The following is a 16147-nucleotide window of genomic DNA, read 5'->3' as shown; positions in this document are numbered from 1 at the left end:
GCAGAGCTGTCCACAACTTACCCACAATTGCTTGGATAACTCCTTTGGAGTTACCCACACTCTCCACATCACTACCAGTACTAATAATTAATTTTTTAATTTTATTTTCAACCCCCAACCCCCAATCGTGGGGGATTTAATAAGGAATTAAGATTGTGGCATTCAAAATGACCAACAATATATATTATACGAGGAGGTATAAGGAAAAATGACTAAATGGAAAGTTGTTGGTCTTTTGGTAGTCATCATTATTATTGAGTTTCACTGGACAACATCAGCCTTATCCAGAAGTTATCCTTATGTAGATAGAGAAGGGCAAGTGTGGGTAGCGAAAAACATAGAGGAAATTCCACAAATTATCCCGGTGCCTTATGATACCCTTGATGTAACCATAGATAACTCTATCCTGTATTGTCTTACCCCTGTGGGTATTACCAAAGTTGATATTTACTCAGGCGAAATAGTCCCTTTCAAAAGAACTAAATATATCCAGGAAGCAGGAATTACGAGCATTATAGAAATAGGGCAAATTGCATACAGATTTAAAAACCCTGTTTCTTTAACTGTAGCCAACAATAAAATTTATGTGATAGATAGGGATGAAAAGAATCATATCTATGAAGTTAGACGCAGAACAAGAAACATATTTACGCACACTTGTCTCTTTACCGGAAGAAATAAATGGAATAGTGATAGAAAAAGAGAACTTTTATGTATCAACCGTAGTCCGAATTGAATGTTATATCTTAAGTCACTTATTCAAAAATTGGACTCTTGATGCCTACCCAAATGAAAAATTTGGAAAAATTATGGTAAAAGGTAATGAACTGTGTGCCATTGATAGACAAAATGGGGGACTGACAAAGATAAAAATAGGAAAAATAAATAAGCGAACAAAAAAAGTAAAAAGCCAGATTTCGATTTCAACTTCTAAGAGTTTAGAAAAAATAATAGATTTATCCTTTGGTAAGAACAATATTATTGCTTTAAATGAGGATGGTTGTATTCAAATTCTCGATACGAATTTGAACCCTGATTGCGATAACCATCATCCAGGCTTCTTTAAAGTCCAGAGGGCGAAAGATATTACAATGGAAGAAAATAAGTTATATATCCTCACTTCCAACGGAATTAAAACCTTTGTTCTTCATAACCATTAAGATTAGAGTCTTTTTGGTTTCGTGAAAAACTTTGTTGACAAATTCTTCTTTTTTTGTTAAGATTGAAATAGAGAATCAATAAATGAAAAAAGATTTTTTAAGTTGATAATTCATTACAAGTATGATTAATTTGGTAAAGCAAAAGTGTATTATAGTAATAGTGTCTTCTTAAATAGTGAAAAAACAACTACCTGCAAGGTTTTTCAAACCTTGCAGGAGACTTTAAGAGAAGCAGGGAGGAAAATCAATGTCAACAGTAGCCACAGAGGAAGAAAACTGGACATATCAAGATTATGTCCAGTTTCCCGATAATGGGAAAAGGTATCAAATAATTCAGGGGAAGGTTTATATGAGTCCAGCACCAGTTCCGTATCATCAAAGGATTATTAGAAAACTTGGTAAAATTATTGATGAATTTGTTACCAGGGGTAATTTAGGGGAAGTATTTTATGCCCCTTGTGATGTTGTTTTATCAGATGAAAATGTGGTTCAACCAGATATATTTTTTATCTCTAAGGAAAAGATGTCTATCATTACAGATAAGTGTATAGAAGGTGTACCTGATTTAATTATCGAAATCACCTCTCCTTATACCCAAAATTTGGATAAACTATTAAAAAAGAGACTTTATGAGACCTATCGGGTTCAAGAATACTGGATAGTCGATGCAGATAAAAAGACACTCCAGATATTTTCTCATACCGGCAAGTTCTATGAAGATACGGGCATTTATAAAATAGGGGATGTGGTTAAATCAAAGTTAATCAAAGGGCTAAACTTTAATCTAAAAGAGATATTTTAAAAGGATTCCATATTTTTCTGCCTGGTAGAGGAGGAAGTCTAACCGACAAGAAACTTGAAAAAAGGAGATCTATTTTGAATCAAATAAGAGGTCAATGGCATGAAAGCCATGGCTGGCGAACAATAATCGGTGATGGCTTTACTTTTGATAGCGTTAGAATATTAGCTCAAGCTATAGCTGATTACATTAAGGAAAGAACGAAAATCAAAAGAGACGTGGTGATTGGCTACGACAGTAGATTCTTATCAGATAAGTTTGCCCAAATAGTGGCTTCTGTATTAGCGGGAAATGGCCTTAAGGTATGGATGACTAATCGACCAACCCCTACGCCTGTTATTGCCTATGAATTGTTAAAAAGAGAAAGCGGTGGTGGTGTTAATATTACTGCTTCACATAATCCTCCTGAGTATAGTGGAATGAAATGTTTTTCCACCCTAAAAGGGGGATGGAAATACGCACTTATTAATAAAGAGATTAAAGAACGCTTCCTTTCTCTCCCTCTTAAAAAGGTGAAAGAGATTTCTTATGAACAAGGCATCGAGGCTAAATCAATTTGTCTCATTGATCCAATGGAGGACTATCTGAAATATCTGAAGTCCCTGGTTGATATCGATCTGTTTAAAAAAGCTAATTTGAAGGTAGTAATCAACCCTATGCATGGTACAGCATGTGGCTATTTAGAGAGAATCTTTAAGGAGATAGGATGTGAGTGCATAGCCTTGAATACAAAAATGGACCCGCTTTTTGGAGGTAGCCCGCCTGATCCTTCTGAAGTAACATTGAAAGATACGGCTGAGCTTGTAGTCAAAAACTCTGCTCACCTGGGACTGGCTACGGATGGAGATGCGGATAGATTTGGAGTTGTTGATGAAAAAGGAATTTATCTTGACCCCAATAAGGTTTTTGCTCTGATTCTTTTCTATCTTTTAAAAACAAAGGGATGGAAAGGCAAAGTCGCCAAAACTATAACTGTTACGCATCTTGTTGATGCTATCTGTAAGAAATACCACTGCTCTCTTATTGAAACCTCCATTGGATTTAAATATATAGGAGAAGCCATACAGGAAGGGGCAATTATTGGAGGAGAAGAAAGCGGTGGAATGGCGGTTAAAGGTCATATCCCGGAAAAGGATGGAATTTTAGGCTGCCTTTTGATGGCAGAAATGGTGGCGGTAGAAAAAAAACCTTTAAGTAAAATTTTGCAAGAACTTTACGCAGAATTTGGTACATTTTTTTATAAAAAGATGAGTCTTTATGTAACAGACAAAGAAAGAGAGTTGTTTTTAATGAAATTAACAAATAATCCACCAACTGAATTTGCAGGTATTGCTGTAAAAAGAGTTGTCTCAGAAAATAAATTTATCCTTGAAGACGGCAGTTGGGTAACGCTAAGAGCTTCCCAAACAGAGCCTGTGATAAGATGTTATGCTGAAACAAATAATAACCATAAGTTAGAGAAGATGCTTGAGTCGGGCAGTAAATTTATTAAAGGAACTTAAAAATATTATGTCTTTGTGCCTTTGTGGTAAAAAAAGTTACCCATATTTATTACATCCACCCGTTTCAGAATTAATCCTTGACAAAATGGATAGGGATGTTGTAGAATATGTGTAGGGTTCGGATATCACTGGTAGTAATTAGGTACCGCACTGTATAACACCGAGGTAACCATCGTCAGATTTTCCAGGAAAGTGATTTTAAAATCTATTGAGGAAATGATGTCATCGGATAGAATACAAAGAGGAGCGTATTGTCCCATGTAGACTTGCTTACGGTGTTCCAGAGAGAAAAGGAGTTGGAGTAACTCCTAAAGAAAGTTATAATGATATCTCAAAAAATAATGAAAACGGTTTTAGTCTTCGATATTGATAGTACTCTTACGCCTCCCCGTCAGCCGATTACCAGATCAATGGTGAAGGTGTTGGGCCGATTACGCGTTCCTTTTTTCGTAGCCGCTGGGAGTCACCTCTCGCTTTTACAAGAGCAGTTTTTTAGACCACTTTATGCTCTCGGCTTTCGCAAACAATTTGACGCCTTTCTCAGTAACGGCGCTATGCATTATCAGTGCGATTATTCTAAGGAGATGTCAATCAAATTGGTTTCAGAGTTCAACCTCAGGAAGTATCTTGGCGAGGCCAATTATAATTACTTATTAAAGAGATTGACCGAAACTTTAGAAATGGAAAAATTTCGCTTACCACCTTCGCTAAAGATACGCGATGGAAGAATAGTCGATAGAGTATCAATGATAAACCTATGCCCTATTGGCAGAATGGAGCAGGAGGACACAGAGGGTAAAAACAACAGAGATAATTTCGTAGCGTTCGATCGAGCAAATGATTACAGAAAAAAAGTTTTAGAACATCTTAATCAGGAGTTGTCCTCCTTGATAAATGAAAAACAGCTAAAAATTACCTTTGGTGGCCAAACATCTTTTGATATAGGTATAGTTGGTGAAGATAAAACCAAACCAATACGCACATTATTGAAAAAAGGCTTCCAAAGAGTTGTGTTCATGGGTGACGCCTTGTTTGAAGGTGGAAACGATGCGGCTATCAATGAGTTTATTAAAGCATGGCCTTCAGAGTCCAGATGTCCAGTAGAAGCGATTCAAATAAGTTCCTGGCGCGAAACGATAGATAAACTTCATGAACTTAAATTCATAGATTAATTTTTTTTTGGAGGAAGATAATGAGTTCAAAAAGGCTTGAAATTAACCCCTATGGAAAAGAGTGGCAAGAAATCGTACTCTCTGAAGAAATAGTTGCCTCATATTCTCTTGAGAAATGGGCAGAGGAGTTTTCCTTAATGACCGCAGGCTACCGGGACCAATTAAACCCAAAAGACGCTAATGATCCAGAGGTTGCATTTAATTCGCTTACAATTGCTATTTTGGGTGAAGCCAAAGCCAGAGTCTTTAAACGAAAACTTGCACCTTTTGAACAGGGACAAGTGCACATTGGAGGAGAAACACGACCGCATACCCAGGATTTCATCGCTCTTCTGTCCCGAGTGTATGCCGCTCACAATATAAAAGTACATCTTAGAGCAGATATTAAAACAACCCCAATCTGGTATTCTTCTTTTGGAACCTTTTATAAGGAATATCAAAGTGGGGATAACCTTACCGCCAGTCATTCGCCTTTTTTTAAAGGGGGATGGAAGCCTATGGACTCAGCCGGCAAACAGCTCCTCACAGAAGAAAAAGAAATTATCTCTGAGGTAAGGAATATTGTCAACAACCGGGAAAAAATAAGCCTTGCGCCATGGGGATTAAAAGAGAAGATTATTTATGATTTCAATGTTGACCAGGCTTATATAAAGTACCAACAATCAGTAATTGTTGACAAATCCAAAGATGATATTAAGCGAGCTAAAGAAAAAGGGTTCCGATGTACAATTTGTACAGTTGGCGGTTCAATGAAGGCTACTACCGAACGTTTGTTCCCGATGCTTGACATCTCCATAGGTCAGGATGGCATCATTCAATATCTCTTTGGAGAAGAGGATTCACAATACCATCAACTTGGCGAGAAAGACGGGAAGCATTTCGGACCTGACCCCAGCAAGCAGGAGGTCTACAAGAACATTGGCGCCCAGGAGATATTGCTTAATGGCAAGGCAGATATTGTTTTCATCTGGGATCCGGACGGCGATAGGTTCAATATTGTTACCATAACCTCTGCGGAACAAGCCAAACAGGCTGAGATACTTGGCCTTAAGGTTGATTTGTATCCCGGTAGAGATAAGTCCATTGTCTATTTTTCGCCCAACCAGCTCTTTTTTATGCTGACTGCTTACCGGATTAGCGTTCTGAAGGAGGCTGGATTGCTCAATGTTTTCAATTGGTTCATTACCCCTTCTATTTCTACTTCCCGTTCGATTAGCGAACTCGCCGCACAGGAAAATATACCGGTTGCCCATGTCCGCGTAGGTTTTAAATATATGGGTACCTTCTCCGAATGGCTCGAAAATCGCACTGACTCTAATGAACCCTTCATCAACGCCATCGGGGACAAGATTTACATAGGCGAGAAGCCACGAGCCTTGATTATGTGCGAAGAGTCTGGTGGTGCCGTCTTCGGCGGAATAGAGTTACTCATGAACGAAAGCGGCTCAAAAGGCCTGATAGCACTTCGCGAGAAGGATGGCATGCAGTTCGGTCTGATGGCATTATCACTGGCAGCTCATTTATACAATTCGAATCAGTCATTCGCGAATTACTACTCCAGCTTGATAGAGAAGTATAACATACAGAACAGATTTTTTGACCGCAGAGATATAAGGCTATACGATGAAAGCCTGACCGGAGCTGACCTACAAAAAGCTAAATCTGATGGAGAACAAACCAGAGACAGAATCATGAATTTTTTCAAGAAACTGGCCGAACAAGCATCAGCCGGAAAATCTCTGGACGAGATACACGACGAGATTAACTCAAGGCTGACTGATGCGGACAGGGCTATACCTAAACCGAAGCGGGTCTGCCTCGTAGGCGAGGGCAAGCTATTGGAGGGAACATACATGGAGTTCGATGACTTCTGGTTTCTTATCCGCGCCTCCGGCACAGACGCATTGATTAGATACTACATTGAAGGAAAGGATAAAGGTGAGATTAAAGATTACCAACAATCGCTAATTAATTTGAAAATATGATGGGATGGATAAATTTGCTATCCATTATAAATAGGGAGGTTAAGTGATGAAAAAAGAAAATGGAATTCAAAGAGGCGGAACTCAGTTGCCAATAGAGTACGTCTTTCTAATTGTTTCGGGTATTTTGTTGCTTCTTGGCTTTGTGTTCTTTGCGATAGTTCCACCAGAAATTCCTATTGGGAATTATCGCACACCCATCCTGTCGTTCTTAGCTGCCCTTGCTGTAACTGCAATAGGGAATATTATCGTGGGATTTATTCAAAAAGGGGTCAGCAAAGAAGCTGCAAGGGCGTTACAAAAGCCGATAAGTGATCTTGATGTTGCTGTAGAAAAACTTCGGCAAATACAAATATTTTATGAAGCTGGTGTAATAGGTGTTTTTGCCAATCGTTCCTCAGCTATGCAAAAATTCCGGAGCGAGCTTGAGCGAGAAGATAAATCAATTGATTTTGTTGGAACTTCTCTTCTTGGTTCACTTGACCCAGCAGAGGAAAGCGAAGAAAAGAAACAACTGTACCACTTACTCAAACATAAACTTGAAAATAATGTTAGGATTAGAGCATTGCTAATGCACCCAGCTTATGGAGAATTTAGAGAGAGAGTAGAGAATCGTGAACGGGCTGCTGTAGCTAGAGATATTCAACGCACACTCAAGTATCTTGCAAAAGATATCCTCGATGGTAAATCCGTAGAGTCTCAGGAAAGCCCCAAGGGGGGCCTACTCGACCGGAAGAATATCCGTTTGTATCCAGGTGTAATAACGGCATATGCCATCTTTACAAGTAGAGCAATGTTGGTAAACGCTAGCACTCTACACGGTCCTGTATACGACAACTTCACCCTAATAATAGAAGATACAGAAGATCCAAATTCTATTTTTAAGAAATTCAGAGCTAATCATTTTGAGGAGCCTTGGCGCAGTGAAAAGACAGTAAGACTTGATAGTAAGTATAAAGATAAAGACATGCTACGTAGTCTGCTAGAAATTGACTTTGCCAAGATTGAGAATCGTTTTAAAGAAGGAGACTGGCCTCCTACTATCCCTAAAGAACCAGAGTCTGCAATGGATGACGACTCGCTGCAGCCTACCCCGCTGGAACGGGACGGCTGAACTCTGGCGTTATAATCATGACTACATAAGAGAGAGGTTATTAAAAAGGAGGAGATTTTTATGATAATAAATGGTTATTTTATTGGCTTTGCAGGTACAAGTGATCGAGAGAAATCTATTAAATATCAGATATTAGCAGAAACACTCGGTGAAGAAATAATGAAAAGAGGTCATAGACTTGTTAGCGGCGGGTGCGCAGGTGGATTAACTCAGTATTGTGCTCAAAAGGCGGCTGATTCTTTAAGCGATACAATAGAACAACAGCACAGGATCATTTCTATACTTCCAGATGATAAAATTCCAGGTCAAAAATTTACAACCATAGCTCAAGGTAATAAATTTGTCTGTCAGGGTAAAACGAGACCTGAAAGACGACCTTTTATGGCCTCTTTGATAGATTCTCTAATAACAATAGAAGGAGGCAAGGGTACGGGAGCAGAGATAGAATCTTGTTTAAATGTTGGAACGCCAGTTATTCCAATTTGGCCTACAGGTGGTTCCAGCCTTGAATGTTGGAATCTCATAAGGTCAAGATTTGACGATCCGTCTCCTCCATATTGTTTTTATAAAAGCAATTTTATTTCAAAAAAAATTGAGGACTTGGACAAACTAAACCTCATTTCTAACCAACAGCAAATAGGGAAAATAGCAGTCGATATTGCAATTGAGTTGGCTAAGAAAAAGAATAAGTATCGTTGCACCCCTATACCAATAACTAATAATAAAGTATTTATAATTATGCCTTTTAGTAAAAAATTCGATGAAGTATATTCTTCTATTATGGAAATTTTTACTAATAGTATTTATAACTTGCCGGCAAAGTATCAATGTAAACGACACGACGTACTCCGTTCGGGTAAAATTGACAGTTCATTATCCCAATGTATCTCTGAAGCTTCACTTTTAATTGTAGATTTAACAGGTAATAACCCCAATGTCCTCTACGAATATGGCATGGGTATTGGCTTAGGCAAAAAAACGGTGTTGATAAATCAATCTCCGGGAGAATCAGCATCTGACATAGCTAATAATATTCAAATAAAATATGAATTGTCAAACTTAACGGAATTAAAAGAAAATTTGGTTAAAGCTATTATGGAGTTATATAAATGATTGAGAATTATTCTTCTAAAATTCCAGATATTTTTAGCAGGGTTGAAATAGAAATTAATACCGCGTGTAATATGAAAGATCTTTCTGGAAGCTATTGTTCATACTGTCCTAATTCGATAATTGATCCAATTGATCCACCTCAACTGATGGATGATAATCTTTACACAAAGATAATTGATGAGTTAAAAGAACTCGGTTTTTCAGGACGACTTTCTTTTCATTTTTATAGTGAACCTTTACTCCATCCTCAAATAGAATGGATAATAAAATATGCGACTGAAAAACTCCACCCCAGAGCTGAACGTATATTATATACAAATGGTGATAAATTAACTGAATCAAAATATAATAAATTAGTAGAATCAGGAGTAACTCTAATTGTAATCTCAAATCATTCCAAAAAAGAATTTCCACTTCGTCCTTTTCAAACTGTACTTGAAAATTTTCATATTAATAACAAAGGCGGGGTATTAGGTTGTATCAAAACATTAAATCTGCCATGCTTTGTTCCTCGACACCGACTCGTTATAGCATATAATGGCGATATTTTATTATGTTATGAAGATGCAAGAAGAATAAATAGATTTGGTAATATTAAAGATAAAAGCATAAAAGAAGTATGGTTCTCAGATACTTTTAATAAAATGAGACAAAATCTTATAGAAGGTCGCCGTGATTTATATGACCCTTGTAAAGTTTGCGATAATCAAGCTCATATAAAGTATGGACAGATAAATGTAAATTTTTTTGAAAGTCCAATAGAATAAAATTCAGAGAAACTATGGGGGCTTTGAATTGACTATCTTTGATTCAGATATTTTCATAGGGAGGATTACTCATGAATGACGAACGTACCGGAACCATCCTCTTCGTCGATTTGGCCGCGTTCTCGATGAATTGGGATCCGGTTCAATTATCTATCGCCAGATCATTCTTTGAAAAGTTAAAAACCTTACTGGTCTACCTATGGGGAGTACCGCCCGATCGCTCGGACGACAGCCGATACTGTCTTTTGCCCACTGGAGACGGTGCTGTGGTGGTCCTGTGGAAGAAGGCTGATGCTCATCCCCAGCGAGAGCACACCGCTCTGTGGTTGGCTGGAAGTATGATGGTATGGGCAAATACACACGACCCAAAGATAGGTATACGATGCGGAATCAATCAGGGTGAACTTGACCTGGTTAAGGACCCATACGACCAGACGAATGTTTGCGGAGCAGCCATTAATGTAGCTCAGCGCATCATGGACGCCGCCGAGCCTGGACAACTGTTGGTTCGCCATAAAGAATTCACCCAACGTCTGGATCCAGATGACCAGAGTAAGCACAACGACTTTAAATATCAGATTGAGCCTGAGGAATATGAGGTGATTGCTAAACATAACGAGATTATAACGGTCAAAAATGTGACCGGAAGGATAATCCGGGATGGCAGAGAATATCCTTTTGGGAAGTCCGGTGCACCTGCAAACAAGTGGCATCTGCAAATTGAACCGCCGATTCTGTCTGTAGACAAATACGGCTGGAAAGATAAAAAGATTCCTCCCGAAGAACTCCTTAATAAACATAACAAATTAGCATTTGTAGGCGCTACCAACGACCAGTTGGCCAACATTATTGTAAAGGTATTGAGAAATAATCCGTCCAAGAACTGGGAACGGATAGACATCTTTTTCCTCAAGGATAATATTTTGCAATGGATGGAAACGAAAGAAAGGGGGCACGAGAAGCTTCTCCGGGACAAGCAAACGGCAATAAAAAATCTGCGTAAGGTTCTGAACGGTCATGTCCGGAGTCTTGATTTCCGGGAGTATGATCGCCCGTTCTACTTCGCCTCATATTGGGACTGGGATGAACCGGGGGGACGTATCCACATCAGCCCATATATCTGGGATGCTGACATAAGGGTATGCCCAGCTTTTGATTATACATGGGTAACACAACAACCTACACCGCAGTATCAGGCATATAGAGAGGGGTTAAAGCATCTGCAAAATTTATCCACTCCTATTGGCAGTTTATAGAATAGAGAGAAGAAAATTCTCCAAAAGGGGAGATTATTATGCACAAGATAGCATTGGTTACCGGTGGTTCTTCAGGACTGGGTTACGAGATTGCTAAATGTTTACTTGAAAATGGGTATAATGTCTGTATTACTTCAAGATTGGATTCAAAGCTCAACAGGGCTATCTCTAAACTTTCCTCAATATCAAGTTCAGCACAATTGCATAGCTATATTGCAAATGTAGGAAATGAGAATGATGTAAGCAAACTATTCCAATATATTACAGAGAATAATTTTGAGGTTGATATGGTATTCAATGTTGCAGGAATGGGGCTCTTTGGCGATCCTGACTCAGTCTCGAAAGAAATGATTGATAAGGTTTTCGAAGCTAATCTGGTCGGTACAATATTACTTTCGTCCTATGCCCTTAAAGTGATGAAAGATAAAGGAGGCATTATTGTAAATATTATGTCAACTGCTGCTCATACGGGTAAGCCACAAGAGTCAGTTTACTGTGCTGCAAAATGGGGTGCACGAGGTTATACCGAAGCAATACAAGCAGCAACGAAAGGAACCCCGATTAAAGTAATCGCTGTTTATCCTGGAGGTATGAATACACCATTCTGGACTGAAGATTGTGGTTTATCTGTGGATACTTCAAAGTTCATGAACCCTTATGATGTAGCAAGGATAATAGTAGATATGGTCATCACAAAAGATTCCGCAATAGCAACAGAGATTATTATTAATAGAATATGTTAATCTTAATTGATTATAAAAAAGGAAGTTATAGAAGAAACAATAATTGACATTGGCGGAAGTAAAAGAACAGTTAAGAACATAATCACCGTTGACGGCATGAAGTTTGTGTTTAAAAAATAGAAAATTATAGGCTTTTATCAGATTAAATGATTAATCGTTTTATTTTGATAGTCTTAGATAGTGTAGGAATTGGAGAGTTACCCGATGCTAAGCATTATGGAGATGAAGGAAGTAATACCCTGGTTAACTTATCCAACGCAGTTGGTGGACTTTCCTTACCTAATTTAGCTAAGTTAGGATTAGGGAATCTTGGTCAAATTAAAGGAGTAAAGCCAGTACTAACTCCAGCAGCAGCTATTGGTAAAATGATTGAAAAGTCCGTGGGTAAGGATACTACCACCGGACATTGGGAGATAGCGGGGCTTGTTCTAAAAAAGCCTTTTCCTCTGTATCCAATGGGTTTCCCTGAGGAGATAATTAGACCATTTAAAGAAGCTATCGGGAGGGATATCTTGGGCAATAAACCTGTTTCTGGAACTGAGATTATAAAAGAATTAGGGAAGCAACATTTAGAGACTGGTTTTCCAATAGTTTATACCTCAGCAGATAGCGTCTTCCAGATAGCTACTCATGTAGATATTATTTCGATTGAGGAATTATACAGGTTTTGTGAAATAGCACGGAAGATTTTAGTAGGTGAACATGCTGTTAATAGAGTGATAGCTCGACCGTTTGGAGGTAAAGTAGGAGAGTTTAAGAGAATTAATCATCTGCGAAAAGATTATTCTATTGCTCCCTTTCGACCAACTATCCTGAATGCTCTTACGGAAGGAGGCTTTAGTGTTACTGCTATTGGTAAGATAAATGATATATTTGCTGGTTCAGGGATTACCACCTCTTTTCACATAGAGAACAATTTAGATGGAATTGATAAAACAATTAAGGCTATGCGGAGTAAAAGTAAAGGATTAATTTTTACTAATCTGATTGATTTTGATATGGTCTACGGCCATCGAAATGATATTTGGGGTTATGCCAAGGCACTACAAGATTTTGATAAACGACTACCTGAAATTTTAGACGCTCTTTATGAAGGAGATATTTTAATTTTAACCGCTGACCATGGTTGTGACCCAACAACTAAAAGCACAGACCATTCACGAGAATATGTTCCTTTAATAGGTTACGGCTCCAAAGTTAAAAAAGGGGTTAATCTTGGCATAAGGAATTCTTTTGCAGATATCTCCGCAACTATTGCTAATATCTTTAAATTGTCTTTTATAACCGAGGGTAAGGGATTTGAAGAGAGCTTATTTTAAAAGATAATATGCAGCCGAAATATCGGTTTAACTATAGGGACAGGTATTGGCGACGGTATCATTAAATGGCGAGATGTTTCATATGGTATAATATTTCAATAAAAATTTACTTTTATTTGAAGATATTTATCTAAAATTTTGGGAAGGGGAAATGGGAAGATATACGAGAATACTATAAAAAAAGGAGGTTTTAAAATGAGCAAGCAGAAAATAAAAAAACAGGAATCAGACGGAAAATGTAGTTTTTGCGGAGGTATATTCTCAAAATCTACAATGACTAATCATCTGAAGTCATGTAAGCAAAGAGAGATTACTCCAATAGAACCATCATCTGGACAGAAGTCAAATCAGCAGGATAAGAGGGTATTCCATCTTGTGGTTGAAGGAAGTTACAGTCCTGAGTATTGGATGCATCTTGATGTGCCAGGGGATGCAAAGCTCAAAGACCTGGATAATTTTCTTAGAGATATCTGGGTGGAGTGCTGCTGGCATTTGAGTGCTTTCTACATCAATAATATAGAGTATGAGGAAGATACTGGTGGCGTAGATACTATGTGGTCAGGGATATTTGGCACAGAGAGAGCAAGGAGGAGTATGAATGTCCCTACTGGCTCTGTTCTATCGCCGGGTCTCAAATTCCATTACGAATATGATTTTGGAACCACTACACATCTGACATTGCGAGTTCTATCAGAACGCGAAGAAAATATCAAAAACAAATCAATTCAGATTCTGGCTAGAAATGAACCTCCTCAGATAATTTGTGAGATATGTGGAAAAATCGCTACCCAGGTTTGCACACAATGTATCTATGAAGGCGAAGGATGGTTTTGTGATAAATGCGCTCAAAAACATGAGTGCGGCGAAGATATGTTCTTGCCAGTGGTTAATTCTCCACGGGTCGGAATGTGTGGATATACAGGGGAATATTAAACATGGCTACCATATCCCAGTTTTTTATTTGATATATTGTAAGTAATTTGAACTATTATCAGATTTGGATGGTGATTTATTATGAAAGATATTTCAACTATAAAAAGTGAAAGTGTTTTAAAAATAGTTTTAGAAGTAAGGAAAAGACTGGAAAATATATTTAAAAATAGGTTGAAAAGTGTTATCTTATTTGGCTCTCATGCAAGAGGTGATTATAATAGCCAATCAGATATTGATATTATGGCTTTGGTTGATCTGAACAATGAGGAATTGAGTAAATGCTATGGAGTGGTTACAAATGCTATTTTTGATTTAGAACTGGAATATGGAATTATTATCTCTGTAATAAAAAAGAATTATCAAAATTACAACAAATATTTAGATATATTACCTTTTTATAAAAATGTTTCCAACCAGGGAGTTATTATTTATGAACGGAACTGAAAAAGATTTAGCCATCTATCGGATTGAAAAAGCAAAAGGAGATTTAGAGACGGCAAAAATAAATTTTGATAACGGTAAATTTGCGCAGTCGATAAATCGTTCTTACTATGCTATGTTTCACATAACCAGGGCTCTATTGTCTTTTGATAGGTTTGACAGTAGCAAACATTCAGGAATAATCTCTTATTTCAATCAATATTATGTGAAGACAGGGAAAATTGAAATGGAGTATTCAAAGATGTTAAGAGAAGCCGAAGAAATAAGAAACGATAGTGATTATGATGATTTTTTTATAGCAACAAAGGAACAGGCAGAACATCAAATAAAGAACGCAGAAAAGTATGTAGAAAGAATTGAAGGATATATAAAAGAACAAAAGATGACATCTTGAAAAATAAATTTGATGCAATTATACTTGTCTGGATGGATTAGACTTATGAATTATGTAATTGCAGTTGACCTGGGTGGAACAAATATAAGAGCTGCTGTAGTTGACCAAACAGGCAAAATAATCGAAAAAAAAGATACCGCTACAAAGGTATCTGAAGGACATGAAGTTGTTATCCAGCAGATGAAAGAACTTATCCAGGATGTGATTAAAGAAGTATCTTTCCAACAAATAGTGGGTATTGGTATAGGTTCGCCAGGCCCACTTGATACAAAGACAGGTGTAATCATTGATACACCTAATCTGGGCTGGAAAAATGTAGCTTTGAAAGAGACAATTGAAGAGGAATTTCATCTGCCAACTTATGTGGATAATGATGGTAATTTAGCCGCCTTAGGTGAGAAGTGGCTTGGGGCAGGTAAAGAGGTAGAAAATCTTGTCTGCCTGACATTAGGCACTGGCATTGGTGGTGGAATTATTATCAACGGTGAGATTTTTCACGGCTCAAATGATGCCGCAGGAGAGGTTGGACATATTATTGTTGAACCCAATGGACTGAGGTGTGGTTGTGGAAATTACGGGTGTATGGAGGCCTATGCCTCAGGTCAGGGGATTACAAAACGCACCACCTATGCAATAAAACAAGGGACAACGACTATCATTAGTGAATTGGTGCAAAACCAATTAGAAAGGATTACGCCACTGGTAGTCTATCAAGCTGCCATAAAAGGGGATGAGGTGGCAAATTATATTCTGAAAGAAACAGGCAGGTATCTGGGAATTGGGATTGTCAGCATCGTTAATGTGTTGAACCCACAATTAGTAGTTATTGGTGGCAAGGTTGCCCAAATAGGAGATTTACTATTACAATATGTGAAAGAAGAAGTTACAAAAAGGACTTATTTAGAACCTTGTAAGCGAATTTCTATTGTCCTGGCACAGCGAGGAGATGACGCCGGGCTAATTGGTGCGGCGAAAATGGTTTTACAAAAAGAAGGATTTATAGCTCAAAGTTAAGGAGCGTTGAATGACGATAAAGGGTAAGAGTTATAGCAGGTATTAGTCAAAAGTTTACATAAAATAAAAAAATCGGGACGGTTCACTTTTGTTTGAAAGATTGCGACCTGTGCGATTAGACTAATTCATCGCAGAGACGCAAAGGAAAAATAAATGTAAAATGTAAAATAGGAAATGAAAAATGGGAAATTTTAGTACTTCGCCAGACTCATTACCTTTCAGTTATACATTTTCATTTTACATTTCTCATTTTACATTATCCATTTTACATTTAACCGCACAGGTGGAATAATTTTGGTGCTTTACGAAATTAAAAGCAAGTAAATGGTAATTGGTTTCAATTACCAAATAGGGCTTCATGAAATTCCCTCACCCAAATATAGAAAAGATGAGAGGTAGAGGACAGATATTCCCCCTTAATAAAGGGGGTTAGGGGGT

16 protein-coding genes are annotated in these 16147 nt (G+C 37.8%); all 16 read left to right on the top strand.

Annotation, left to right across the window (positions count from 1 at the left end):
• Positions 1-208 precede the first annotated feature (208 nt).
• Positions 209-736: a hypothetical protein gene (locus AB1422_08930; GenBank protein ID MEW6619441.1), complete on the top strand. Its 528-nt coding sequence runs from the start codon at positions 209-211 to the stop codon at positions 734-736.
• Positions 618-1160, top strand: a complete 543-nt coding sequence (locus tag AB1422_08925) for a hypothetical protein (GenBank protein MEW6619440.1) — start codon at positions 618-620, stop codon at positions 1158-1160. The genes AB1422_08930 and AB1422_08925 overlap by 119 nt, the downstream gene beginning before the upstream one ends.
• A gap of 247 nt (positions 1161-1407) precedes the next feature.
• A complete protein-coding gene (locus AB1422_08920; protein ID MEW6619439.1) occupies positions 1408-1962 on the top strand; it encodes a Uma2 family endonuclease in 555 nt (184 codons plus the stop codon).
• 74 nt (positions 1963-2036) lie between these two features.
• Entirely contained in the window at positions 2037-3461 is a 1425-nt protein-coding gene (locus AB1422_08915; GenBank protein MEW6619438.1) for a phosphoglucomutase/phosphomannomutase family protein, read from the top strand.
• A gap of 341 nt (positions 3462-3802) precedes the next feature.
• Positions 3803-4633 carry a hypothetical protein gene (locus AB1422_08910; protein ID MEW6619437.1) on the top strand — a complete coding sequence of 277 codons (831 nt, stop codon included), beginning with the start codon at positions 3803-3805 and terminating at the stop codon, positions 4631-4633.
• A 20-nt stretch (positions 4634-4653) separates the two neighbouring features.
• Entirely contained in the window at positions 4654-6618 is a 1965-nt protein-coding gene (locus AB1422_08905) for a hypothetical protein (protein MEW6619436.1), read from the top strand.
• A gap of 46 nt (positions 6619-6664) precedes the next feature.
• Entirely contained in the window at positions 6665-7729 is a 1065-nt protein-coding gene (locus AB1422_08900; GenBank protein ID MEW6619435.1) for a hypothetical protein, read from the top strand.
• Positions 7730-7789: 60 nt separating this feature from the next.
• Positions 7790-8842, top strand: coding sequence for a hypothetical protein (locus AB1422_08895; protein MEW6619434.1), 1053 nt, complete (start codon positions 7790-7792; stop codon positions 8840-8842).
• Positions 8839-9609 carry an SPASM domain-containing protein gene (locus AB1422_08890; protein ID MEW6619433.1) on the top strand — a complete coding sequence of 257 codons (771 nt, stop codon included), beginning with the start codon at positions 8839-8841 and terminating at the stop codon, positions 9607-9609. Before AB1422_08895 ends, AB1422_08890 begins: the two co-directional genes overlap by 4 nt.
• A 71-nt stretch (positions 9610-9680) precedes the next feature.
• On the top strand, positions 9681-10865 hold the full coding sequence (locus AB1422_08885; GenBank protein MEW6619432.1) for a hypothetical protein: 1185 nt from the start codon (positions 9681-9683) through the stop codon (positions 10863-10865).
• A gap of 38 nt (positions 10866-10903) precedes the next feature.
• On the top strand, positions 10904-11608 hold the full coding sequence (locus tag AB1422_08880) for an SDR family oxidoreductase (protein ID MEW6619431.1): 705 nt from the start codon (positions 10904-10906) through the stop codon (positions 11606-11608).
• Positions 11609-11754: 146 nt separating this feature from the next.
• The gene (locus AB1422_08875; GenBank protein ID MEW6619430.1) at positions 11755-12927 is read left to right on the top strand and encodes a phosphopentomutase; all 1173 of its coding nucleotides are present in this window, start codon (positions 11755-11757) and stop codon (positions 12925-12927) included.
• Between the two features lie 195 nt (positions 12928-13122).
• Positions 13123-13860: a hypothetical protein gene (locus AB1422_08870; protein MEW6619429.1), complete on the top strand. Its 738-nt coding sequence runs from the start codon at positions 13123-13125 to the stop codon at positions 13858-13860.
• Positions 13861-13941: 81 nt separating this feature from the next.
• A complete protein-coding gene (locus AB1422_08865; GenBank protein MEW6619428.1) occupies positions 13942-14304 on the top strand; it encodes a nucleotidyltransferase domain-containing protein in 363 nt (120 codons plus the stop codon).
• Positions 14291-14695, top strand: a complete 405-nt coding sequence (locus AB1422_08860; GenBank protein ID MEW6619427.1) for a HEPN domain-containing protein — start codon at positions 14291-14293, stop codon at positions 14693-14695. Before AB1422_08865 ends, AB1422_08860 begins: the two co-directional genes overlap by 14 nt.
• 45 nt (positions 14696-14740) lie before the next feature.
• The gene (locus tag AB1422_08855; protein ID MEW6619426.1) at positions 14741-15709 is read left to right on the top strand and encodes an ROK family protein; all 969 of its coding nucleotides are present in this window, start codon (positions 14741-14743) and stop codon (positions 15707-15709) included.
• Positions 15710-16147 lie beyond the last annotated feature (438 nt).

This window comes from bacterium (genome assembly GCA_040757115.1).
Classification (GTDB): Bacteria; UBA9089; CG2-30-40-21; order CG2-30-40-21; family SBAY01; genus JBFLXS01.
Note: the sequence above shows the minus strand (reverse complement) of the source record. Positions and strands in the feature narration are given on the sequence as shown.